19 protein-coding genes are annotated in these 23,326 nt (G+C 59.7%); 8 read left to right on the top strand and 11 right to left on the bottom strand.

Annotated features, from left to right (window positions below; translation table 11 throughout):
- Positions 1–17 precede the first annotated feature (17 nt).
- The 3 genes from glgP to NW830_RS10405 form a co-directional block, all read right to left on the bottom strand.
- Complete coding sequence (gene glgP, locus NW830_RS10415; protein WP_414362642.1) at positions 18–2,216, bottom strand: alpha-glucan family phosphorylase; 2,199 nt, start codon at positions 2,214–2,216, stop codon at positions 18–20.
- A 210-nt stretch (positions 2,217–2,426) separates the two neighbouring features.
- A complete protein-coding gene (locus NW830_RS10410) occupies positions 2,427–3,530 on the bottom strand; it encodes a SpoIID/LytB domain-containing protein (RefSeq protein WP_414404689.1) in 1,104 nt (367 codons plus the stop codon).
- A gap of 386 nt (positions 3,531–3,916) precedes the next feature.
- Positions 3,917–4,474 (bottom strand): nucleoside deaminase, encoded by a 558-nt coding sequence (locus NW830_RS10405; protein ID WP_414362673.1) that lies wholly within the window; start codon positions 4,472–4,474, stop codon positions 3,917–3,919.
- A 188-nt stretch (positions 4,475–4,662) separates the two neighbouring features.
- Here NW830_RS10405 and NW830_RS10400 point away from each other — a divergent pair, with 188 nt between their 5' ends.
- Entirely contained in the window at positions 4,663–5,904 is a 1,242-nt protein-coding gene (locus NW830_RS10400; RefSeq protein ID WP_414362640.1) for an HhoA/HhoB/HtrA family serine endopeptidase, read from the top strand.
- A gap of 51 nt (positions 5,905–5,955) precedes the next feature.
- Positions 5,956–7,518, top strand: coding sequence for a protein kinase domain-containing protein (locus tag NW830_RS10395; RefSeq protein WP_414362639.1), 1,563 nt, complete (start codon positions 5,956–5,958; stop codon positions 7,516–7,518).
- A gap of 62 nt (positions 7,519–7,580) precedes the next feature.
- Here the strand turns inward: NW830_RS10395 and NW830_RS10390 are convergent, their stop codons facing one another.
- From NW830_RS10390 to NW830_RS10380, 3 genes are all read right to left on the bottom strand, one after another.
- A complete protein-coding gene (locus tag NW830_RS10390; protein WP_414362638.1) occupies positions 7,581–7,949 on the bottom strand; it encodes a hypothetical protein in 369 nt (122 codons plus the stop codon).
- The gene (locus NW830_RS10385) at positions 7,927–8,748 is read right to left on the bottom strand and encodes a hypothetical protein (RefSeq protein WP_414404688.1); all 822 of its coding nucleotides are present in this window, start codon (positions 8,746–8,748) and stop codon (positions 7,927–7,929) included. The genes NW830_RS10390 and NW830_RS10385 overlap by 23 nt, the downstream gene beginning before the upstream one ends.
- 224 nt (positions 8,749–8,972) lie before the next feature.
- Positions 8,973–10,325, bottom strand: coding sequence for an FAD/NAD(P)-binding oxidoreductase (locus tag NW830_RS10380; RefSeq protein ID WP_414362636.1), 1,353 nt, complete (start codon positions 10,323–10,325; stop codon positions 8,973–8,975).
- A 342-nt stretch (positions 10,326–10,667) separates the two neighbouring features.
- On the opposite strand from NW830_RS10380, the gene NW830_RS10375 reads away from it, so the two are divergent.
- Positions 10,668–13,466 (top strand): HAD-IC family P-type ATPase, encoded by a 2,799-nt coding sequence (locus tag NW830_RS10375; protein WP_414362635.1) that lies wholly within the window; start codon positions 10,668–10,670, stop codon positions 13,464–13,466.
- Between the two features lie 146 nt (positions 13,467–13,612).
- Here the strand turns inward: NW830_RS10375 and NW830_RS10370 are convergent, their stop codons facing one another.
- On the bottom strand, positions 13,613–14,542 hold the full coding sequence (locus tag NW830_RS10370; RefSeq protein WP_414362634.1) for a TIGR01777 family oxidoreductase: 930 nt from the start codon (positions 14,540–14,542) through the stop codon (positions 13,613–13,615).
- A gap of 346 nt (positions 14,543–14,888) precedes the next feature.
- Here NW830_RS10370 and NW830_RS10365 point away from each other — a divergent pair, with 346 nt between their 5' ends.
- Positions 14,889–15,404, top strand: a complete 516-nt coding sequence (locus NW830_RS10365) for a hypothetical protein (protein WP_414362633.1) — start codon at positions 14,889–14,891, stop codon at positions 15,402–15,404.
- Here the strand turns inward: NW830_RS10365 and hemB are convergent, their stop codons facing one another.
- Together hemB and NW830_RS10355 are read right to left on the bottom strand one after the other, a co-directional pair.
- Entirely contained in the window at positions 15,405–16,391 is a 987-nt protein-coding gene (gene hemB / locus NW830_RS10360; RefSeq protein WP_414362632.1) for a porphobilinogen synthase, read from the bottom strand.
- A gap of 55 nt (positions 16,392–16,446) precedes the next feature.
- Entirely contained in the window at positions 16,447–17,376 is a 930-nt protein-coding gene (locus NW830_RS10355) for a lysophospholipase (protein WP_414362631.1), read from the bottom strand.
- Between the two features lie 282 nt (positions 17,377–17,658).
- Here NW830_RS10355 and NW830_RS10350 point away from each other — a divergent pair, with 282 nt between their 5' ends.
- Entirely contained in the window at positions 17,659–17,775 is a 117-nt protein-coding gene (locus tag NW830_RS10350) for a photosystem II reaction center protein I (RefSeq protein ID WP_414362630.1), read from the top strand.
- A gap of 99 nt (positions 17,776–17,874) precedes the next feature.
- Here NW830_RS10350 and NW830_RS10345 read toward each other — a convergent pair whose 3' ends face one another.
- Positions 17,875–18,315 (bottom strand): hypothetical protein, encoded by a 441-nt coding sequence (locus NW830_RS10345; RefSeq protein ID WP_414362629.1) that lies wholly within the window; start codon positions 18,313–18,315, stop codon positions 17,875–17,877.
- Positions 18,316–18,939: 624 nt separating this feature from the next.
- On the opposite strand from NW830_RS10345, the gene NW830_RS10340 reads away from it, so the two are divergent.
- Entirely contained in the window at positions 18,940–19,656 is a 717-nt protein-coding gene (locus NW830_RS10340; RefSeq protein ID WP_414362628.1) for an ABC transporter permease subunit, read from the top strand.
- Between the two features lie 73 nt (positions 19,657–19,729).
- On the opposite strand, the gene NW830_RS10335 is transcribed toward NW830_RS10340, so the two are convergent.
- Positions 19,730–20,185 carry a hypothetical protein gene (locus NW830_RS10335; protein WP_414362627.1) on the bottom strand — a complete coding sequence of 152 codons (456 nt, stop codon included), beginning with the start codon at positions 20,183–20,185 and terminating at the stop codon, positions 19,730–19,732.
- A 242-nt stretch (positions 20,186–20,427) separates the two neighbouring features.
- Here NW830_RS10335 and NW830_RS10330 point away from each other — a divergent pair, with 242 nt between their 5' ends.
- Positions 20,428–21,780 (top strand): ABC transporter substrate-binding protein, encoded by a 1,353-nt coding sequence (locus NW830_RS10330; protein WP_414362626.1) that lies wholly within the window; start codon positions 20,428–20,430, stop codon positions 21,778–21,780.
- A gap of 108 nt (positions 21,781–21,888) precedes the next feature.
- The gene (locus NW830_RS10325; protein ID WP_414362625.1) at positions 21,889–23,091 is read left to right on the top strand and encodes a carbohydrate ABC transporter permease; all 1,203 of its coding nucleotides are present in this window, start codon (positions 21,889–21,891) and stop codon (positions 23,089–23,091) included.
- Positions 23,092–23,326 lie beyond the last annotated feature (235 nt).

The raw sequence follows: 23,326 nt of genomic DNA, 5'->3' as shown, positions 1-23,326 counted from the left end.
AGAGGGGGTGGGGGACTCTAGCTGACCTCAGAACTTGACAAAGTCCGGCTTACCTCTACTTCCAGGGGCTGAGGCTCGTAGATTTTCAACACGTACTCGGCCACCATGCGGTCGGTGTTGAAAACCGGGTTGAGGGTGCGGATCGCCTCCTTCATGCGGGCAACCCAGCGGCGGGGGATCCCTTTTTCATCCCGGTCGTAGAACATCGGGATAATTTCGTGCTCCAACACATCGTAGAGGGAGTTGGCGTCCAGATCGTCTTGGGTGGCTGGATCCAAGCCTTCGATCTCTTGGCCGATGGCCCAGCCGTTGCGACCGTTGTAGCCTTCGGGCCACCAACCATCCAAAACAGAGAGGTTGAGCCCCCCGTTGAAGCCCACTTTTTGCCCGGAGGTGCCAGAGGCCTCCAGAGGACGGCGCGGGGTGTTGAGCCACAGGTCCACCCCTTGGACCAAGTTGCGGCTGACGTAGGCATCGTAGTTCTCAATAAAGGCGACCCGGTGAGCTACCTCAGGTCGATTTGACCATTCCACCACCCGTTGGATTAGGCGTTTGCCTTCTTCATCGCGCGGGTGAGCCTTGCCGGCAAAGATAATCTGCACGGGGTACTCTTTGTTGGTAAAGATGCGGGTAATGCGCTCCAAATTCCGCAAGATGAGGTCTCCTCGCTTGTAGGTGCTAAAGCGCCGGGCAAACCCTATTGTCAGAATCTTGGGATCCAGCAACTGGTTGACGGCCTGAAGACGTTCGTTACTTTCGCCGCGATTGCGCCGCGCCCGCAACACCCGGTGACGGGTAAAAGCCACCAACCGCTCCCGCAGGGCTTCTTTGCACTGCCATAGTTCCTCATCAGGGATCTCCTCCACCTTGGCCCACAGGTTGGGATCAGAGACCCGCTCCGGCCAGTCGGGGCCCAAGTAGCGGTCGTAGAGGTTCCAAAAAAGAGGAGCAACCCAGGTGCGGGCGTGCACCCCATTGGTGATGGAGTCGATGGGGACCTCCTCCACCGAGCGCTCGGGATAGAGCACATGCCACATCTGGCGAGAGACACGCCCGTGTAACTTACTCACGCCGTTGGCCGCCCGCGCATACCGCAAAGCCAGCACCGTCATGTTAAAAGGCTCCCAGGGATCCCTGCTATGGCGGGCCCCCAAAGCCAAAAATTGCTCCCGCGTCAGCCCCAGTTGCGGCCAGAAAGAGGCAAAGAAGGCATCCATCTCATTGGGGCTGAAGGCATCGTGCCCCGCCGGCACCGGCGTGTGGGTGGTGAATACACACTTTTCCCGCACCTTGGCCTCTGCCGCCTCAAAAGGCGTGCCCCGGGCCACCTCTTCCCGCAGCAGCTCCAAAGTCAAGAAGGCGGAGTGCCCCTCGTTCATGTGGTAGACCATGGGATCCAAGCCCAGCTGACGCAGCAGCCGTACCCCGCCAATGCCGAGGACAAACTCCTGAGCAATGCGCGTGTCAGTGCTGCCGCCGTAGAGGTGGGCGGTGATCCAGCGGTCAATGGGATCGTTCTCTGGCAGGTTGGTGTCTAACAGAAAGAGGGGCACCCGGCCCACGTCTGCCCGCCAGGCGCGCACCTTGACTAGCCGCTGCCGCATCACTAGCTCCACCAGCAGGGGACTGCCATCTGGCTGCCGCACCAGCGTCAGGGGCAGGGAGTCGAAATCGCAATCTTCGTAGAGCTCCCCTTGCCAGCCGCTCATGTCTAGGCGCTGCTGAAAATAGCCTTGACGGTAGAGCAATCCCACGCCCACCAGTGGCACCCCCAGATCCGAGGCGGATTTGAGGTGATCGGCAGCCAGCATGCCCAGGCCACCAGAGTAGATTGGCAAAGATTCGTGTAGACCGTACTCAGCGCAGAAGTAGGCGATGGGGCGCCGCCAGTCGTAGGTTTTCATGGTGCGCTTGGCCCAGGTGTCCTCAGCTGCCATGTACTTGCGATAGGCCTGCACCATCCGATTGAGGGTGTTGAGATAGTTGACATCAGTGGCCAAAGCGGCCAAGCGCAAGTAGGAAACCTCCTCCAGCATGCGTACTGGATTGTGGGAGGTTTTTTCCCACAGGGCGGGATCCATTTCTCGAAAAATGGTGAGGTGATCTGGGTTCCAAGTCCACCAGTAGTTGCGGGCAATCTCGCACAAGGGGGTAAGTGCCTGCGGCAGTGCCGGGCAACGTTCAGGAAAAGCAGAGGCTAAGGCGGCAAGGGACATAGGACAGATACCTGGGTCGGAAGGGAGAGTCTTAAAAAAGAGGTGGCAAACCCCTGCACCTTAATTCTTGGGGGTTTTGGCGGAAGGATTCCAGGGCTCTACGTCTGCACTAGAGGCCACCCAATTTCTTTCCAATCTTGCCACAGCAGCGCAGGGCCAAAGGGTTAAACTCCGAACAATTCCTCTCCGTAGAGGAGCTCCCCTTGAACTTCAGTACCCCTCCAGCACAGCTAGGCTGGTGTTGCGGTAGTAGTGGCTGAGGATCTGCTGGTAGGAATAGTTTTGGCTGGCCAAGGCGGCGGCTCCCCACTGGCTCATGCCTACTCCGTGGCCGTAGCCGCGCCCCTGGATCTCGAAGAAAGCCGGGAAGGTTGCTGCAGCAGGGGTCAGGCTGGCTGTGGCGGTCGTCTCCCCGCGGGGGCTAATGGCAATCCTCGTGCTGCGCAACCCCAGAGCCTTGCGAAACTCTTTGCCACTGATCTCCTTGCTACCCTGGGATCCCACTAGACGTAGGGTGATGGCCCGTCCCCAGGGGGAGCTGCGCAGGATCTCGATGGAGCGGATGGCCCCGATCCCAGCAGCCAACGGCTGGAGCTGCTGGGCAGAGATGGTAGCCGTCCAGCTAAACACGGGCGAGTGGTGATCGAAATCCGGCACCCCTTGCAAGTAAGGCCGCGCCTCCAGCCAAACATTGCCAGCATCCTCCGTGTGCCCGCCGCTGGAGGAGTGAAAAACAGCATTGATCACCTGCCCCTGGTGGATGAGAACCTGCCCAGCAGTCTCGCGGGCCGCCGCTTGGGTACGGTTGGATTCGGCAGCCACCCCTTTGTAAACCTGCCAATCGATGCCATTTCCCAAGTCGAAAGGCTGCTGGGAGCGACGGCTGCGGTGGTAGAGGGCGTAGGTGCGGGAGGCCACGGCTTGGGCTTTGAGGGCCTCCATCGGGAAACGGTGACCCATCTCGCTGCCCACCACACTGGAAACGTAGTCCTCCAAACCAACTTGATTGATGGCGGTGACCCCCCTCTCGCCGGGGACCAGCTCTACCCAGCCGCGGTACCAATTCTGGTCAATAAACACCAACCCCTCCGGCTCCGTGGGCTGGAGATAGAGGCGTTCTGCCTGGTGGCCGGCCACGCTCACTCCTGAGCCTACCCGGCTGGCCTGAAGAGGCTGCATGGCGGGAACCTCAGCCAGGAGCTGTCCTTGGGGATTCAGAAGGCGGGCCGGGGTAGAGCTGCCAAGCCTGACCTGCGGCTTGTTGACGGCAATGCCCACGCGCAACAGCACCCGCGCCTGAACTGGGAAGGTCAAGCAAAGCCAAGCCCAACCCAGAAGGCCAGCTAGCCAAGCCAGGGGAGCAGAAAACCGCTTTCTAGTCACAGCCCTAATCCTCCGCAATAGACTCCTCGGAAGCAGAAAAGTTGCCCGCAAAGCCAGCCAACCCGTTATGAGGGTATATCAAAAACTGCCTGCGGAGGCACCTCCTTAGCTGCTGGAGGTGCAGGGATGGATAAGCCCCGCCCCCCTATCCTTGCAGAGTCAGAGTCGGGATTCAGACACCCCCGCAAAGGGGGGGTCTTGGCTGCACTCGGGTACAGCCCCAGGGTGGGACGTCCCGTGTCTGCTGGGGGAGGGACTCCAAGAAGATCCCCTTGAAGCGTTCGCAGAGCGTGGCGTAAGCCATTGAAGCCCGCACTCTATGCGCTAACAGAAGGGCAGGAGTAGGGTTTTCGCTCCCCAAACGAGATCCTTCGCTGGCGGCTAAACCACTCCTGTAACAGGCGACGACACTCGGCCTCGCAAACCCCACCAATGACCTCTGGACAATGAAAGCTGGCAGCAGAAGCGGGCAAATTGAGGACGCTGCGCAGCGCGCCAGCCTTGGGATCATCGGCGCCGTAGATCACCTGGGCCAGCCGCGCTTGGCTGATTGCCCCCGCGCACATGGGGCAGGGCTCCAGGGTCACGTACAGCCGACAGCCTTGCAACTGCCAGTTGCCCAGGCGCTGCCCCGCCTGTCGCAGGGCCAAAATTTCCGCGTGGGCTGTGGGATCCCGATCCCGCTCCCGCCGGTTGCCGCTCAAAGCCAGCAGCTCTTCCCCTGGCCCAACCACCAGCGCTGCCACTGGCACCTCGCCCGCTTCTCCTGCCCGCTCGGCTTCTTGCAGGGCCAACTGCATCCAGGCGCGGTGGCGCTGCCACGGATTCCGCTCCAGCGGTGCTGAGGAATAGAGGTTACCGAGATCCCCGATCATCGCTAGGCCTTTGAGCCCTGCCTTGACGCGCAAAATTTGCTAGGTTGGGCACGTATCCCCTAAACCAGAGAATAGAATAGCCCAAGGGTAAGCCGGCTCTGCTTGTGCAAAAGTGGGTAGCGCCGGTCTTCTTGAGCTTCCTTGTTGCAGTGCTTTTCGGGCAATACGGCTTAGCGCTGGGAGGGATCATGACGCGGCTTCTACGGCAAACACTTCTGGCAATGGCTTTGTTTGGCGGCGGCGTTGCCTACGGGGTTTGGTTGTCCTCGCCAAGGGGGCAGGAATGGCTGCAGCAAACTCCTCTTGCCATCTGGACGCGGCAGGTCCACGAAGAAATGAGATCCCTTCTGCCTTCCTCGGTGTTCCGTCCCACGGCCGAAGATTCTGCTTCTCCTGCCGATGCCGTGCACCCCTCCAACTTTATTGCTGCCGTTGCCCAAAAGGTGGGACCGGCGGTGGTGCGGATCGACGCCACCCGCACCGTGGCCAGCCCCCTCGATCCCGAACTGTTTAACCAGCCCCTGTTCCGCCACTTCTTTGGGGGACAAATCCCGCAACTGCCGCAAGAGTTTCATCAGGAAGGCACCGGATCTGGATTTATCATCGATGCCAACGGCCTGATCCTCACCAATGCCCATGTGGTGGAGGGCAGCGAGCGAGTGACGGTGCATCTGCTGGATGGACGCACCTTCGAAGGCAAGGTCAAAGGCTCAGACCCGGTGACGGACATCGCCGTGGTCCAGATCGAGGGCGAAAATTTGCCCACCGTTACCTTGGGCAACTCTGACCGGGTGCGGCCAGGAGATTGGGCCATCGCCATTGGCAACCCGCTGGGTCTGGACAACACTGTAACCGCCGGCATCATTAGTGCCGTTGGGCGCTCCTCCGGACAGATTGGAGCTGCCAACAAGCGGGTGACCTTCCTGCAAACGGATGCAGCCATCAACCCCGGCAACTCGGGCGGTCCCCTGCTGGATGCAGAAGGTCGTGTCATTGGGGTGAATACAGCTATTTTTCAGCGGGCCCAAGGGGTGGGCTTTGCCATTCCCATCAACCGCGCCATGGAAATTGCCGAGCGGTTGATCCGCGATGGTCGGGTGGACCACGCCTTCCTGGGCATCCGCATGATTACCCTCGATCCCGATTTGGTGGCGCGCCTCAACCGCGACCCAGGCCGGCCCACCCCACTGACGGTACAAGAAGGGGTGTTGATTGGGCAGGTGGTTCCCGGATCTCCCGCTGAGCAAGCTGGCCTGCAGGAAGGGGATGTCATTGTCGAGATTGATGGCCAACCCATCCGCGACGCCGAGCAGGTGCAGCAGTTGGTGGATGCTGCTGGCGTGGGCAAGACGCTGACGCTGCGAGTTATCCGCGACGGCGAGGTGCGTACCTTCCAAGTGAAAACGGGCGTGTTGCCCCCAGACTTCTAGACGAATCCGTAGCAGGGATGTCTGTAAACAGCAGAGCCCTGGGGGGGTGGCATGGCGTGGGCAGTTGGCGAGAAATTGCAGGGGGGGCGCTACCGCATCGAGGCTGTTTTGGGGGAAGGGGGCTTCGGCATCACCTACCGCGCCTGGGATAGTGTCCGTGCTGACTATGTGGTTATCAAGGTCTTGAACGACAGCCTCCGCGAGGATCCCGACTATCCTCGCCTTCAGCAGAACTTCATGAACGAGGCGCTACAACTGGCCCGCTGCCGCCATCCCCATGTGGTGAAGGTGGAAGAGGTGATCTGGGAGCAAGATCGCTGGTGCATTGTGATGGAGTACATCCGCGGCCAGACTCTGCACCAGCTTTTGCGCCAAAAGGGATCGTTGCCTCTGCCGGAAGCCCTGCGCCTGACGCGGGAGGTGGGATCTGCCCTCATGGCCCTGCACGAACAGGGGATCCTGCACCGCGATGTGAAGCCGGCCAACATCCTAGTACGGGAGGGATCTGGGCAGGCGGTGTTGATCGACTTTGGCCTGGCGCGGACTTACACGCAGGGGCTCATCCAACGCCACACCTCCTATGGCACCGATGGCTACGCCCCCCTGGAGCAGTACGACAGCCTGCGCCGCCGCGGCGCCTTCACCGATGTCTACGCCTTGGCCGCCACCCTCTACACCCTGCTGACAGGGATGGTGCCCTTGTGCGCGCCGGTGCGGGCTACAGGCCGTCAGTTGGATCCTCCCCGCAGCCTCAACCCCAGTATTCCTGAAGAGGTGGAGGCCGCCATCCTCAAAGGGATGGCTCTCCACCCCGAGGATCGCCCGCAAACGGTAGCCGAGTGGCTGGCTCTGCTGCCGGCAGAGAAGCAGCCAGCTACCTTTGAGCCCGCCATCCGCACTCAAGAGCTGCGGGAACTGGAACGGCTTCTGGTCCAGCAGCAACCTCAAGATGAGCTGGAGCAGCTCCTGGCCCAGCACTCGGCAGAAGAGCTGGAGCGCCTGGTGGCACCCCCTACCCCTGCCACAGCAAAAAGGGAGGCAGGCTCCAGATCCCCAATTTTCCCTAGGGTCGGTCGAGAGGGATCCCTGCCTGCAACCCCCTCCTGGCCCGACTGGGTGGGAGAAGCGGCTCCTGCCCTGCAAGGGCTGTGGGATCGGCTGCAGGCCGGCCAGTGGGGGGAAGCCGATCGCTGGACGACGGCTTTGCTGCTTAAACTCAGTGGGCGCTCCCAGGTGGGCTTTTTCGATCCCAAGGATGTTGAAGCTTTCCCCTGCCCGATGCTGCGGCTAATCGACCAACTTTGGACGCAGGCCAGCCATGGACGCTTTGGCTTTACCGTCCAGAAGCAGCTCTGGCAGGAGTGTGACTCGGAGAAAAGGGGAGGGCTCAGCTCGAGATCCTTCTCGGCCTTGCCCCGCGAAGCGTGTATGGGAGAGAGAGTGGGCTGGCAGATCCAGGGCCGCTGGCTGGAGTACGGGGAGCTCAAAACCAACTTGGAAGCGCCCAAGGGCCATCTGCCGGTAGGCTTTTTCTGGGGCTACTCAGGTGGCTTACGCGCGGCGCTGCTGATGCTGGATCGGGCGGTACTGAAAAAGTTCAAAGCCTGCCTGTAAAAAACTCTTCTCTCCCTGGGATAGCAAACGGCGAAAAAAGGTGAGAGTATCCGCACCTTTCCTCAAGGAATTGGAGAGGGTTGCTGGGCGCTCCCTCCTTTCTCCAAAAGGGAAGCTGCCCGAGGGTCTTCACGAACAGCCAGCCCCAGGTGAATCAGCGCTGTCTCAACGGTATTGACCTGCTCTGCTAGAGCTTTCCACCCTCTTGCTTTCACACCGTAGCGCTTGCCAAAGTAAGCCCGAGCAGCTGCAAAGGAAGCAAAAGATTTTTTGAGGGTCGCTGCTGTCCAGGGCTTGGCATTCAGCCGTAGCCAATTCCGTTGACCTTGCTGTTGTCTCTCAGCAACAAGTTGCCCTGTCAACTCAAGGAGCTCGGCATAATTGCGCCGCGAGGCGGCGATTGCCGTTTCAAGACTCTCGATGAGACCCATGGTTATCCTCCAGAGGTAACTTCTCTTGATAGTAAATATCCTGCTCGTTCTCCGGAAGCAACTTTCTAGAACCGGCAGAAGGCAGGTTAGTTTCAAAAATAGACATGATCTTGTTCAGGTAACTTTGCAGCAAGCTCCTAACCCCCGGCATGGGAAGGTGATCCACCACATTCTGAAGCTGGTCAAAGAGATGCTTAAGTCTCTTCAGATCTAAAATGGCACGACTGACAATCTCCTGGACTCGAAGCTGCTCTTCCGCAAGCTCTCTTATTCTATTGGCTAGCCTTTGATTTTCAAGCTCTTTCTCGGTGAGCAAACTTAAAGCTGCTTCCTCAGTCTCGACTATTTTAAGCTCAAGCTTTAGGTTCTGCTCTTCCAGAGACTCAATCTGCTCGATTAATAAATTTGACTCAAGCAAAGAATTAAGGCTAATACCCCTACTCAGTAGAAAGCTAACAAGTAAGTCGCTACAATCTTGTCTTTGGAGCTGCAGTTCTCTAAGTCTAGGCTCTGCTAATTCCTTCAACACTTTATGAGCTATTCCTATCCCCAAGCAATCGCCGTCGCCATGTCCGGGAATAGTAACCCTCAAATTCCCGAGAACGGCTTGCGTGTGATGTCTGGCACGACGATGGATAATTTCCCAACCCCACTCTCTTGCTTGACGCAAGATATCCCGTTTCCGCCAATTTCTTGGAGACTGAGTAATGGCTTGAATCTCTCTCTCCTGCTGTATGACGTCCTCTCGCCTTCTGAGGAGATCAAGGAGATACTCTAGCTCCCCCTCGCTGAAACCCATGCAACAACGCCCTTGAGTGAGACTCTCCTCCTCAGCTTATTCAGCTTTCACCGAGACCAGGAGAACATCTCAAAAGTTGTTAACGTTAAGAGATGCTTTGTAGCTTTTCCAGCAAGCTTTCTCAGTAACACCTAAGACAACACAGCAGCAGAGCGAGCAAGCTCTGTAAAAGAACTCCCCTCTCCCTTGGGGAGAGGGGCTGGGGGTGAGGGGGGTGGAGAGCCCTAGTAGCGATGCACCAGCTTGTTGAGGGGCTTGAAGATATCCGCCTCAAATTTCTTGCCCTTGAGCATGCGGTTCCAGTACAGCCAAGGCAAGAGGTGCACCTTGGCTAGGTACATGGAGTAGCGCTCCCGCGTTGGATCCAGGGGGAAGGAAGGGGCGAGCTTCCCATCGTAGGCAAACTCCGCCATGATTAGGGAGTTATAGCCGGTGATCAGGGGGCAGCAGGTGTAGCCGTCGTAGCGGGCCGGCAGCGGCTTCGACTGCATGGCCGCCAAGAGGTTTTCCGCTAGCACCGGCGCCTGCTTGCGGGCTGCGGCTGCCGTCTTGGAAGTGGGTAGGGAAGAGGCATCCCCCAGAGCAAATACGTTGGGGTAGCGGGGGTGTTGCAGCGTCCACTTGTCCACCTCCACCCAGCCGCCCGGCCCGGCAAGGGGGCTGCGCTTGACAAAGTCCGGGGCGCTCATGGGCGGGGCCACGTGGATCATGTCGTAGTGCAGGCTTACCTCTTCCTTGCCCTTGTCGGTGGTGACTTCAAAGATGGCCTCCTGCGTCTCGGGCCGGATGGCTTTGAGGTTGTGCTTGAACTTTACCTGGATCCCGCGCCGCTCCACCACTTTCTCCAGGGCCGCGCTGTACTCTGGCACAGGGAAAAGAGTGGCAGCAGCGGTGCAAAAGAGAACTTTAGTGTTGACCCCAACACCGCTTTTGCTCTTGAAGACGTCGTCGGCCATGTACATGATTTTCTGGGGCGCGCCGCCGCACTTGATGGGAGTGGCAGGGTGGGTGAAGATGGCTGTGCCCCCCTGGAAGTTGCGGATGGTCTCCCAGGTGTAGGGGGCGTAGTCTTTGGAGTAATTGCTGGTCACGCCGCCCTTGCCCAATGCTTCCGGCAGACCCTCGATCAGGTGCCAGTCAATTTGGATCCCGGGGGCCATGATGAGGTAGTCGTATTCGATAACTTGGCCGGCCTCGGTGATGACGCGGTTGTGATCCGGATCCAGCTCGGCCACCCGCGCCTGGATCCACTTGGCTCCCCTGGGGATGACGGTTTTTTCATCGCGAACAAACTTGGCCAGCGGCGCAATGCCCCCGCCCACCAGCGTCCAGCCGGGCTGGTAGTAGTGCTTGTCGGAGGGCTCGATGATGGCAATGTCGAGGTTGCGCTGGCGCTCCAGCAACTGGGCGGCTGCACTGATGCCGGCTGCCCCTCCCCCGACGACAACAATCTGATGGCGAATAACTGTAGGAGAACTCCCAGAAGCAGCCCCCTGCACCTCGGAGCGCGCGCCGTTTTGCGGCACTGCTGCTGACTGGGCTTGCAACTCCCTTGGCTTTGTAGTCGGTACTACCATAACTCCCTCAAAACGGAAACAAAAAAAGAGACCGCTGGACTCAATTGGCCATATAAACAGCCAGAGAACCAACTCACCCGTCCAGGAGCTCGGACAGGTCAGCCGAAGCCCTTTGGCTCCCCACAGGCTCTAGCTACCTAATAAGAATATGCTCATCCTTTCTATCTATCGAGAACTTTAAGCAAGACTTAGCCGGCTCCGTTGTTGACGCTTGCCTTGGTAAGGAGCCGCTCGAAGGACACCTTGCCGGGAAGGGCCCATAGCATTGGTTAGGCTATCAGAGGTAAGGAGGGCGGGCAGCCCATCCACCCCTCGCGGTGTTGGAACTCAAGACTCCGAATCATGGCTAAATCTTCATCCCCCGAGCTGCTCCCAGCCCCTGCCTGGCATGCCCTGTCGGAGGAGCAAGCCATCCAGGAACTCCTCGGAGAGGAGCTATCTTTGCCAGCACTGTTGGAGCGGGGCCTTTCCCAAGCCGAGGTGGCCCGGCGGCAGCGGCAATACGGCCCCAATGAGCTGAAAGCCAAAGCTGCAACGCCGGCCTGGGTCAAGTTTCTGCAGCAGTTTAACCAGTCCCTCCTCTATATCCTGATGGTGGCTGGGGCGGTCAAGGCGTTCCTGGGATCCTGGCGCAACGCCATCGTGATCTGGGCGGTGGTGGTGATCAACGCCCTCATCAGCTACATCCAAGAGGCCAAGGCGGAGGAGGCAATCGCTGCCCTGGCCAAGTCGGTGGTGACTGAAGTCACGGTGCTGCGGGAGGGGCAGAAAGTGCGGCTGCCCTCGCGGGAGCTGGTGCCGGGGGATGTGGTGCTCTTGAGCTCGGGAGACAGGGTGCCCGCCGACCTGCGCCTGCTGAGTGCGCGCAACTTGCAGGTGGACGAATCGGCCCTCACGGGAGAGTCGGTGCCGGTGGAAAAACGGCTGGGATCCCTGCCGGAAGACACGCCTTTGGCCGACCGCCAGAACATGGCTTACGCCGGCAGCTTCGTCACCTTTGGCCAAGGGGCGGGGGTGGTGGTGGCCATCGGCAACCAGACCCAAACAGGTCGCATCTCCCAGCTCATTGAAGAAGGGGGATCCCTGCAAACTCCCCTGACGCGCAAGTTTGAGGCCTTCAGCCTGACCTTGCTGAAAATTATCCTCACCTTGGCTGCGTTCACTTTTTTGGTGGGGCTGGTGCAGGGCCAAGCGGCAGCAAGCGTCTTTGAAGCGGCAGTGGCGCTGGCGGTGAGTGCTATTCCCGAAGGCTTGCCGGCGGTAGTTACCGTAACCCTGGCCATTGGGGTTTCCCGCATGGCCCGCCGCCATGCCATCATCCGCAAGTTGCCGGCGGTAGAAACCCTGGGCAGCGCCACGGTGATTTGCTCGGACAAAACCGGCACCCTCACAGAAAACCAGATGACGGTGCAGGCCATCTACGCCGGATCCCGGCTCTACCGGGTTACCGGCAGTGGCTACAGCCCCCAGGGCCAGATCCTGTTTCAGGAGGCCAATTCCCCTGTCGAACTTCGCCAATGGCCTGCCTTGGAGGCTTGCCTGGTGGCCGGCTGCCTCTGCAACGACAGCCGCCTCAAACCCAAGGACGACGGTCAGTGGGAAGTTGTAGGGGATCCCACCGAGGCGGCTCTGCTCGTAGCCGCCCAGAAAGGGGGGCTGGATCGAGACGATCTGCAGCGCCGTCGCCCTCGCCTAGACAGTATCCCCTTTGAATCCGAGTTTCAGTACATGGCCACCCTGCACCGGTTGGGGCCGGAGGAGCACTGTATCTACGTCAAGGGATCCGTAGAAGCTCTCTTGCCCCGCTGCCGCAGCCAGATGGGTCCCCAAGGGGAGATCCAGCCCTTGGAAGCAGAGCGGATTTGCCAGCAGGTGGAGGCCTTGGCGCGGCAGGGGCTGCGAGTCCTGGCCTTTGCCCAAAAAGCCGTCCCCCCTAGCCAAACTCAGGTGGATCACTCAGATCTGCAGGAAGGGCTGATTTTCTTGGGCTTGCAGGGGATGATCGACCCGCCGCGGCCGGAGGCCATTGCCGCTGTGCGCTCCTGCCAGACTGCCGGGATCCAAGTCAAGATGATTACCGGCGACCATGTGCTTACAGCCCAAGCCATTGCTGAGCAGATGGGCCTGGGCGGTGGCAAACCGGTAAAAGCCTACAGCGGCCGGGATCTGGAGCAGCTTAGCCCAGAGGAGTTTGTCACTGCCGCCAAGGAGGGATCCGTCTTTGCGCGGGTGGTGCCGGAGCAAAAGCTGCGCCTGGTGAAGGCCTTGCAGTCGCAGGGTCAGATCGTGGCCATGACCGGCGATGGAGTTAACGACGCGCCGGCCTTGAAGCAGGCAGATGTGGGCATTGCCATGGGGCGAGGTGGCACCGAGGTGGCCAAGGCTGCCGCCGACATGATCTTGACCGATGACAACTTCGCCTCCATCGAGGCTGCCGTCGAAGAGGGGCGCACCGTTTACAACAACCTCCTTAAAGCCATCGCCTTCATCCTGCCGGTGAACGGGGGAGAGTCGATGACCCTTCTTCTTAGCGTGCTCCTCAACCGCGAGCTGCCCATTTTGGCCATTCAAGTGCTATGGCTGAACATGATTAACTCCATCACCATGACGGTGCCGCTCTCCTTCGAGCCCACCACGGGGCGGGAGATGACCCAACCACCGCGGGATCCCAACGCCAATTTGCTCTCTCCTAGGCTGCTGCAGCGCATCCTACTGGTGTCGGTATTTAACTGGATCTTGATTTTCGGGGTTTTCGAGTACGTGGAACAAACCACCGGCAACCTCAACCTGGCCCGCAGCATGGCCATTCAGGCGCTGGTAATTGGGCGCATCTTCTACTTGCTCAGCCTTAGCCAGGCTATCCCTACCCTGTTGGGCCGCGGGCGCGCCAGCCAGTTGGAGCGCCACGAACGCTTGATGGATGTGGCGGCTATTGCCATTGGCATTGGGGCGGCCATCCTACTGCAGATCCTCTTTAGCCAATGGAGCCTGTTCAACACTCTCTTCGAGACGGCACCCCTGAGTTGGGCGCAGTGGGCCTTCTGTCTACTGGTGAGCTTGCCGATGATCGGGGTTGCAGCGCTGGCCAACCGGGTGGATCCGGAAGGCGCCTCGCTGGCCCGATCCCCTAGGAAAGCCTAAAAGGTGCCTCCAGCTGGCCTGAAGTCACCCTAGGGATGGCTACTGTCTCCAAGAGGCTTTCTAGGGCTGGGATCCAGAGAGTCTTCCCCAGATCTTTGGAAGGGGCGGTGAGGGCTTGCCTCTCGCTTTTTGCCAGAGAGCTGCGCCTAGCGGTTGGCCTGGGGAATGAGGATTTGCTGCAAGGCTTCTTTTAAGTGGGGATATTGGAAGGTGAAACCCAGCTGCAGCGCGGCCTGAGGGATCACCCTCTGCCCCGTTAGAACCACCTGAGCCGCTTCGCCCAGCAGCAGTTCTAGGGCCAGCGCCGGCACCGGCAGCCACGAGGGGCGGGCCAAAACTTGTCCCAAAGTGCGGCAGAACTCTTCCATCGGCACAGGGTTGGGGGCAGTGGCGTTGAAGACACCGGATCCCTGTTGCAGCAGGAAGCAGACCAGGCTTACCCAGTCGTCGCGGTGGATCCAGGAGACCCACTGCTTGCCAGAGCCAAGGGGGCCACCGAGGAAAAACTGAAAGGGAAGGAGCATTTGGGCCAGGGCTCCCCCAGCGGGCCCCAGGACAATCCCCGTGCGCAGGATGGCCAGGCGGATCCCCAGCTCCTCCGCCGGGCGAGCAGCCGCTTCCCAAGCTTGACAGACTTCTGCCAAAAAGCCCTGGCCTGGCGGAGCCGCCTCCGTTAGGGGATCCCCTTCGGGTCGGGAGCCGTAGTAACCCACTGCCGAGCTGCTGATCAGCACCTGGGGCTTTGGGTCGAGGGAGGCAAGAGCCTGGACGAGAGCCTGGGTGGTTTCCACGCGGCTGCGGCGGATTTCTCTTTTCTTGGCTTCTGTCCAGCGGGAAGAGGCTAGGGGCTCCCCAGCCAGGTTGACAACGGCCTCGTACCCTTCCAGAGCTGAGGCCCAGGCTTGCGGTTGGTAGGGATCGTACCCCAGCAGCTTGAGGTGGGGGGATGCTCCCAGAACGTGGCGGGCCTGCTCAGGGCGGCGGCTCAAGACCAACACCTCATCTCCCCGCTCCAGCAGGCGGGCCACCAGGCGGCGCCCGATGAAACCACTTCCACCCGTGATGGCAATGCGCATAGGACTTCCCTTCTTCAACTCCCTGGGATCTGTGCAGAGCATTCCCCCCTTGAACCTCTAGCCTAGCGCGTCTGCAGTCTTGGCCGTGGTCGTCTTGGGGGAATTGCAAAACCAGCCCAGGCCATGCCGAGTTGGCGCTGAAAAGACGGAAAAGAAAAAAGTCTGGGGCCAGCCCCTGACATACCTGGGAAAATCGGCTTCAATAAGCCCTAGCTGCGCTTCCTGCCAGCAGAGGTAGCCTCTCATCCCCCTATTTCCCGTGACACCCAAGTCTTCTTTGCGTACCCCGGCTCGTCTCCTGTCTGTAGAGGCGGGGCAGGCTCTTAGGCCTGGGCGGGTCGTCTCTATGGCTCCACGACGGCATTGCTTGCAGGGTCAGGGATCCCTGGTCCGGGTAGGTGGGCAGGGAGCGCTTGCTTCTCCCCAGGTTCGCGGCCCGCGCACGGTCCCCAGCCAGCCCTCCCGTTACAAAACCTTGACCCGAGTGCGGAGACGGCCAGAGCCAGAGCCGCAAGCGTGGGAACTGGTCTGTCGCATTGGGGTGAACCTTCTGTTTACAGCGGCTGCCCTCGGCGGCCTGTATCGCCTTTTGCCGGTGCAATTGGCCCAGCATCACCGCCTGCAGGTTTTGGAGCAAGACCTCAAAGTTCTCTCAGCCCGAGTCTCGCGGCTGCAAGAGGAGGTGGATCGCGGCATGGATCCCCTTCAACGACAGGCTCTGATCAAAGAACGTCTCAACCGCGTGCCGCCCGATCAACTCCAGGTGCGCCTGGTGGATCCCAGTACCCTGGTGGCCGACGCGGAGAAAAGGACGCCCCCCACCTGGATTGGACAATCTCCCCAGGTGTCTAGAAGGCCCTAGCTAGGACTGCCGTAGGAGCAGGGCCACCTCTTTGGCGAAGTAGGTGAGGATCATGTCGGCGCCGGCCCGCTTCATGGCCAAGAGGGATTCCATCATTACCTTCTTGCCGTCAATCCAGCCCTTTTGCTCGGCAGCCTTAATCATGGCGTATTCGCCGCTCACGTTGTAGGCAGCTACGGGCAAATTAGTTGCCTCTTTCACACGGTAGATGATGTCCAAGTAGGCCAGGGCCGGCTTCACCATCACGATGTCCGCCCCTTCGGCCTCGTCCAGCTCCACCTCCCTGAGAGCCTCGCGGGCGTTGGCGGGATCCATCTGATAGGTTTTCTTGTCCCCCCACTTGGGCGCAGATCCCAGGGCCTCGCGGAAGGGGCCGTAGAAGGCAGAGGCATACTTGGCGGAGTAGGCCAGGATGGCCACGTCGGTATAGCCCTGCTCATCGAGCGCCTCGCGAATGGCGCCAACGCGACCGTCCATCATGTCGGAGGGGGCAACGATGTCAGTTCCTGCTTCCGCCTGGGAGAGGGCTTGCTTAACCAGCACCTCCACTGTCTCGTCATTGAGAATTACCCCATCCCGCACAATGCCATCGTGGCCGTCGCTGTTGTAGGGATCCAGGGCCACATCCGTTATCACGAGGATCTCCGGGATCTCCTGCTTGATCTGCCGCACCGCCCGTTGGATCAACCCGTCTGGGTTAAAGGACTCCCGCCCCGTGGGGTCTTTCTTTTCTTCGGGCACCACCGGGAAGAGGGCCACAGCCGGGATCCCCAAGTTGGCCGCCTCCTCCACCTCCTTCAGGAGCAGATCCAGGGTGTAGCGGTAGCAGCCGGGCATCGACTCCACCTCTTGCCGCTGGTTCTCTCCCTCCATAACAAACAGGGGGTAGATGAGATCCTGCACCCGCAGGTGGGTCTCCTGAACCAGTTGGCGAAGGGCCTCGGTGCGCCGCAGCCGGCGGGGACGGTAGATCAGGTCTTGGCTCATAGGAGCAGGAGAAAGAGGGCCTCTCTATTTTGCCATGAGGGCCCCAGGAGCTGAGTCAAAGCGGAGGGGGAAAATGCCGCTCCAACCAGCAGCCAATTGCTTGCTGAACAGCTGCAGCCTCGCAGTCGTGCAAAAGGTCGTGGCGCGACTGGGGAAAATCGTAGACTTCACCCTTGGGAAGCCGACAGGCAAACTCCACAGCGCCAGCAGGATTGACAACAACATCGGCAGAGGTGTAGAGCACCAAAACTGGCAGCTCCAGCCGGTGGGCTTGTTCAAGGCAGCGCCGGCCGCTGCGCACCAGCTCCGCCGTAAACCGGGCCCGGGTAACACCACACACGTAAGGATCTGCAGCCAAGGCTGCCTGCTGCTCCGCTAGGGAGGTCACCCGCCCGGGTTCGTAGAGGCCAGTTAGAGCAAGCTGGGGCAAAACCTTGTCTAAGACCTGTAAAAGACCCCAGGTAAAGTGGTTGAAATAGTGGTCGATACGAAAGGCCGGGGAGATAAGGATCAAACCTTGCACCTGGTCGGGGTGAGCAAGCGCATATTCCGTAACCCAATTGGCCCCTGCACTGTACCCACACCAGATCTGCGGGAGCTCTCGCTGGGGCCAAACTTGCTTGACGATGGCCTCCAGATCTGCTTGGTACTGGCCGAAGTAGTCGATCCAGCAGCGGATGCCGTCTGAGCGGCCAAATCCCCGCATGTCGGGTGCCAAAGCTTCCCACCCCTGAGCTGCCAGCCCCTCTGCCAGGGAGCCAAACCTCCCGCTGTGATCCCCTTTGCCGTGCAGCAGTAACACCCGGCCCCGCGGGGATCCCGGCTGCCAGTGGTGGAGAAAAATTGAGATCCCCTCTGCAACCTGCAGTTGCCACGGTTGATACCCGCTGGACGACCAAGGCCTCGCCCCGCTTGACCCCTGCTCCTCCAAAGGATCCCGACAGCCAAACCGCGGAGCTGAACTGCTGGACAAGTCGAAGGGCATGGGCAGATCCCCAAACAACGCGTCGTCGGTCTTCCATTCTCCCCCGTCGTCCCTGAGAAGGTGCTATTCTCCTTTGCACTCCCAGTTAACCACCTTGGCTTTCTCCGGATCCCTGCCTGCAAACTGGGAGAGAGTTGAGGTTCCATTAGGGGATAGAGACCGGAGAGAGGTATGATGTTGTGAAGAAGTTTTGCCGAGCCTCAAGCTTGACGAGCTCCTGGCGCGGCGGCAGTGCTTTGTTGCTTGTTGGCTTCGTCCAGTTGAAAAGGGGTTGTTGAAACTATGCTGTTACTGAAAATCTCGGTTTACGCGGTGGTGATCTTTTTTGTGGGGCTTTTTGTCTTTGGTTTCTTGAGCAACGACCCCGCCCGCAACCCCAACCGTCGGGATCTGGAGTGAGGGATCTGTCCAGGAAAATTGAGGAACCTAGGCCTCGAGGGGGTGCCCAACCCCTCCCCTCCCCGGTAGTCCTCAGCTCAACACAGCAGCCCAGCTTGCCTACTGCAAGGCTGTGATGAGTAGAGTCTGGGATCCAGAGCGGTTTTGCTGGTCAAAGGCAGTGATTCGAAACTGCCAAACGCCGGCAGGATCGCCAGGAGCAACCCGGAAGTCGGTATTGAAGCTACAGAAAGTGGCACCTGGGCTGCAGCCAACCTGCTGGGGGCTAAAGATCTCTCTTTGCACGCGCGTGCCAAGCGGGTTAAAGGTTTCCAGTTCCACAAACTGGGTTGAGCGGGCGCCGCCCGGCACACTCACCTGCACTGTAAAAGCTGGCGTGGAGGTGCCCACCCGCACCAAGGTGGGCGGATTGATAAAGGAAACGGTTGGGCTTGGGGGTGGGATGACGAGCGATCCCCCCGAGCTGCCGCCATCTCCACAGGCAGTCAACGCTGTGGCCAAAAGGCCCGTGGTCACAAGGGTTAGAGCAGCACGCCGCATCTTTTTGTCTCCTTAACCTGTAAGCACTCCGGCTTGATGCCTTGCCCACTGTCGGCTACCCAGAGGGATAGCTTGGTAGCTCTGTACCTTAGGGCGAGGCGGAAAAGGCCATAAACACTCATAGGGCGGCTTGTTACAGCTCATTGGCGAGCTTCTAGCCACCTAACTGTAGTGAAAAACCCGACCGGTGGCGAGCCTCTGCGCAAGGACGATACCAAAGACAAGGGGTAGTTCCTACCCAAGTTGGGCTTTGCCTCAAGGAACTGGGTAGAGGCGGTTTGACAACGCCTTTACGAGTCCGTATGGGGACTGCGTAGGAATCCCCCAACTTTAGTCAGTAGGAGGGTCAAGGCTGCTTTCCAGCTTAACCCTGCAGCAGCTCCCGCAGCCAACCAGCACTTGCAGGGCTGCCTTCAACATCTCCTGGCCCCTCTCCAAGGGCATAGAGGGATCGCTGGCGAAAGACTCTAGACCCAGTAGACAAAGGGGTGCGCAGCTTGTGCTCAGCGATCTGCTCTGACTTGGCCTGATCCAAAGCCTGCAGCAGCCTGCAGCCGGCAATTCAGCTCTTCCAGGTGCTGGTAGGCTTCTGCCTGTAAGAGGGCCACCCCCACTTGATTGGCGATGCTGCTCATTCTCGGGCCTTTGCTGGCCGTGGCTGCAACTGCCCTGCTGCAGGCCTATGGCCTGCCCTTAGTCTGGTCTAACCTGACGCTGGAGCATTTCCGCCTCGTCCTTTTCGCTCTGGAGCGGGCCCGCCGCGCCACGCTGCACGGTTTGGGCTTGGCAGGAGGAGCGGCACTGCTCTGCAGCGGGATGGCGACATTGACTCGGCATGCCCTGCCGGGCCTGATTTTTGCGTTGTCCCTCGTTTTGGTGTGGCTGCCCCCGCCCCTGCCGGGGCTGAGCCTCTATGGCACCCTAGGGCTGATCCTGATGGCCTATCTGGGGCGGTTCTTGGCCCTGGCGCTACAGCCGCTGCAAACTGCTTGGCGCAGCCTGGACACCAGCCTAGAGGAGGCAGCCAGCCTGGATGGGGCATCTCTGCTGCAAACCTTCCGTCACATTCTGCTGCCCCTACTGGCACCGGCCTTGACGGCAGCGGTGTTGCTGGTGTCTTTGCAATCTTTTGCCGAGCTGACCCTCTCTGCTCTCTTGGTAACCTCCCGCTCGGAAACCTTTGGGTGGCTCATCTTTGGCTTACAACAAGGGGGCTACACCCACCAGGCAGCAGCCCTGAGCACCCTGCTGGTCTTCGTTCTCTTTGCCCTGGCTGCCGGGATCCAGGCGCTGCAGCGGCACGTCGGGCAGCCTGATCCCTCCGGGTCTTTCGCGGATTAGGGCTGACTATGGCGGCGTGGCGGATGGATTGCTTGCCCTCTACTGTTTTCACCCAGCCTTGCGCTGGCACAAATTAGCATTGCACGTCCCCCTCAGGGCCACCAAGCAGATCCCCTTCGACATTGAAGACACGGGTTTCCCGCTGCCAGCCTCCTGGCCCGGTCGGCGTGCCGCTCGACTCGGTAGAGTAGGGTTGGCTGCGAGAGTTGCTGAATTGGCCGCTGCCTTGACACCCTTGTCCCGCTTGGCCTTCGAGCAGGCCCAAACTGCTGCCCACTGTCTGGCCCTCGGCGTTCTGCACTGTGGTGCTGCCCTGCCGTTGCCAACCCTCACTTGTGCGAGTCGTGGTGTGCCGATGGTTCAGGTTCCAGGTCTGGCCTTGTTGGGTGGTCACTTGGCCGGAATAGTCCCCTTCCACCCCTTGACCGGGAAGGAATTGCCGGGATCCCTCCACTACCCGCTCTGGCGCTTGGCCCGCTGCGGGTGTAGGTGCCGGAGTGGGCGCGTTGACGGGGGCGAGCCTGCGCAAAGGGAGCAAGCGCCATTAGTAAAGCAGTAACCAATAACAGGCAAAAGCTTGCATTTTTCATCATTTTCATGTTCGAGACCCCTTGAGAAGTTGCCAATCCTGGGCTGGGCGCTCATTTCATCTGACTCTGACTGCGGACTGAGGGTTCACTTTCTGAGGGGATCCCGGCTAGATTTAACCCGCTCTTAATGTCGGTGCAGTATTCTCGGAGGTGCCTTTAGTGAATACAACTGCATTTTTCTATGAAAACCCGTCGTACTTTCCTGGCTTTCATCGCTGGCTTGGTGGCTACTGCCGGCGCTGCCTTCCTGGCTGCCGACAGCTTTGCCCAGTCTCCTGCCAACGTTAAAGTTTGGATTGCCTTTACCGATAACCGTCTCGATTGGGCCCGCGCGAAAGCGGCAGAGTTTAACAAGCAATTTCCTCAGTACAATGTAACTGTTGAGGGCTACGGCAACTACGAAGAAATTCAACAGGCTACCGACCTCGCTATTCAACAAAATGCCGCTCCGGCGGTGGTGCAGTGGTTTGAGGTGGGCACCCAACGGGCACGGGATTTCGGCTACTTCAAGTCCATCGCCGAGGCGCTGGGCAACCGCACCGAGGTGAACGGGATCCCGGTGAACTTCGACGATTTCATCGAGCCGGTGGTGAGCTACTACACCCTGGATGGCAAGTTCACCTCCATGCCTTGGAACAGCTCCAGCCCCATCCTCTACTCCAACACCGCCATTTTGAAGAAAGCTGGGATCGAGAAGCCACCGGCCACCTGGCAGGAGCTGGAAGCCGCCTGCGAGAAGATCATGGCCCTCCCCGATGCGCCCCAGGGTTGCGTTACCTGGCCTAACCACGGCTGGTTCTACGAGCAGTGGATGGCGCAGCAGAATGCTCTCTTGGCCAACAACGAAAATGGCCGCGCCGCCCGTGCCACCCAGGTCTTTTTAGACTCGGAGCCCTCGGTAGCCATCGCCACCTGGTGGAAAAGGATGTACGACAAAGGCTACTACCTCTACAGCGGCAAGCAACGGGATTGGGCGGCCACGGAACAGGCCATCCAAACCGGCACCGTCGCCATGGCCATCACCAGCAGCGCCGATGCGGCCAACATCACCAACGCCGCCAAGCGGAACAATATCGAGCTGGTCACCACCCGCATGCCCTACAACGCCGACGAAGGTTGGACAGGAAACTTGATTGGGGGAGCCAGCCTTTGGTTGCTGAAGGATCTGCCCAAAGAGGTGGAAGAGGGGGCACTGACCTTCATGTTGTGGCTGAATAGCACCGAAAATGCTGCCGAGTGGCACAAGGTAACTGGCTATCTGCCCATTCGCAAAAGCTCGGTAGCCTTGCTGGAGTCGCAGGGCTGGTTCAAGGAAAACCCCAACTTCTTCACTGCCATCGACCAAATCAACAACTCCAAGGTCACCCCTGCCACCCGTGGGGCGTTGCTGGGAGCCTTTCCTGAGATTCGCAACGTGGTGACCCAGACTATGGAAGATCTCATGCTCAAGGGCGGGGATCCGGCCCAGGCCATGGCCAAGGCCAACGAGGAGGCCAACCGCCTGCTGGCCGAGTACAACTCCCTCTATCAGTAATTGGCCGGTAGCTGGGATGCTGTCAGATTGACGGCGAAATCGAGGATAGGGGGTGGGCGGCGACCTGCCCCTTTCCTGGCTTTTGCAAGGTTAGAGGGGAAAGTGAACATGAGGGAAGGGATGCAAGTGCTGGTGCCACTGCTGGCAGGGTTGTCAGGGGCCCTCTGGGTGGGATCCCGTTTTCGGCGCATCGGGCAGCCTGTACTGCTAGGAACGGCTCTGGGAGGGCTGGCAGGAGGGCTGGGATCCCTAATCTTCATGGTGCCGCTGGATTTTTGCACCTTTGCGCCAGAGCGCAAGGCCATCGACTTCGCTTTTGGCGTGGGGCTGGTGCTGGCGGGCATGGCCATCCCCCTCTGGCCGCTGCTGGCGTGGGTCGGCAAGGAGCGGAAGCGCCGCCTGGGGATCCCCAGTGCAACCCCCCAAGAGAGGGGTATCTTCAAGCAGGGGTGGCTGGCGTGGCTGCTCTTGTTGCCCACCTTCACGATCTTGGTGGTGTTTCTCTACTATCCAGGGCTGGATACCCTGCGCCTTTCCACTCTGCTCACCTTTGTGGGGGCGCCGCCCAGCCGCTTCGTCTGTGTGGATAACTTTACCGCTCTGCTGACAGATTCCACCTATCTGCGCAGCCTAGGGATTACCTTCGCCATTTCGGCGGCTATCGTGGTGCTAGGGCTGAGCGGATCCCTGTTGATCGCCACGTTGCTTTACCAGCCCATTCGCGGAGCGGCGATCTATCGCATCTTACTGATCTGGCCCTACGCCATTTCGCCAGCAGTGGCCGGCATCATCTTTTTCATTATCTTCAACCCCTTGGGCGGTGTAGCCAACTACTTACTGGGGCTGGTAGGGATCCCACGTTTGAACTGGTTGGGGGATCCTAAGCTAGCCCCTTGGGTGGTGATCTTTGCCAGCGTTTGGAAGCAGATGGGCTACAACATTTTGTTTTATTTGGCCGGGCTGCAAAACCTGCCTAGAGACTTGCAGGAGGCGGCTGCCATCGATGGGGCGGGGGCCCTTCGCCGCTTTTTTTCCATCACCCTACCGCTGCTTTCCCCTGTCACCTTCTTTTTGGTAATCACCAACATGACCTACGCCTTTTTTGATATTTTTGGCACCATTGATCTGCTGACTGCTGGCGGCCCTTCTGGATCCACCTCGGTGCTGATCTACGAGATCTACAAAATCGGTATATCGTCGGGCAATTTGGGCAGAGCAGCCGCCCAATCAATTGTGCTCTTCTTAATTGTGGTAGGCCTGACGATCCTGCAATTCCGCACCACCGAACGTCATGTAACCTATGGAGGATAAAGTTTTAGCTTCCCCTCTCCGCGAGGAGAAAAGCTAAGGATAAAGGTTGACCTACCCCCCTGCCTGAAGGCAGGGGGATTCTTGTTCTGGGCTCCACGGGCGCACCTAGGTGGGTCGCTCCTTCCCAGCAGCGGTGTCCCCTTGCAGGGTGGTTCTCTGCTCAGGATCACCACCCCCCAAGAGAGTGCCTGTTGCACCTGCCAGCCTCTTAGCCCTCCCTAGAACTCGTAGCCAA

This window comes from Synechococcus sp. OH30 (assembly GCF_047462175.1).
In the GTDB taxonomy this organism is placed as follows: domain Bacteria; phylum Cyanobacteriota; class Cyanobacteriia; order Thermostichales; family Thermostichaceae; genus Thermostichus.
The sequence above is the reverse complement of the archived record's forward strand: the minus strand, read 5'-3'. Positions and strand labels throughout refer to the sequence as shown.